Below are 517 nucleotides of genomic sequence, written 5' to 3' on the forward strand. Positions count from 1 at the left end.
AGATCACGGTGCGTCCTGGGCGCACGGTCTCGGTCGCGGCCCTGGCCAACGACACCGACCCCGACGGCGACCAGGTCGGCCTGGTCCCCGGCGGCATCGAGGACACCCACGACCTGGACGCCGAGGTCGTGGTCGACCGCATCGTCCTGACCTCCCCCGACGCCGACGGCGCCTACACCTTCTACTACCAGGTCCAGGACACCTACGGCGCCCGCGCCACCGGCGCCGTGACCGTCAACGTCGCCGCCGACGCACCCCTGCTGCCCCCCGTCGCCCGCGACGACACCGTGCCCGTGGAGGACATCCTGGGCAAGACCGAGGTCACCGTCCCCGTCCTGGACAACGACGAGGACCCCGACGGCGCCGCGTCCGAGCTCACCGTCACCACCGACGCGACCACCACCACCGTCACCGACACCGGCGAGCTCGTCGTCACCCTCACCGAGAACCGCCAGGTCGTGACCTACACCGTCACCGACATCGACGGCCTCACCGCCAAGGCCTTCGTCAAGGTCCC

The 517-nt window shown here is 71.4% G+C and carries 1 protein-coding gene; it reads left to right on the forward strand.

What is annotated here, in order from left to right; all coding sequences use genetic code 11:
- On the forward strand, positions 1 to 517 hold a 517-nt coding region (locus AC6CH9_RS20810), incomplete at both ends, for an Ig-like domain-containing protein (RefSeq protein ID WP_498156599.1).

The organism is Cellulosimicrobium sp. GQ32, assembly GCF_059758455.1.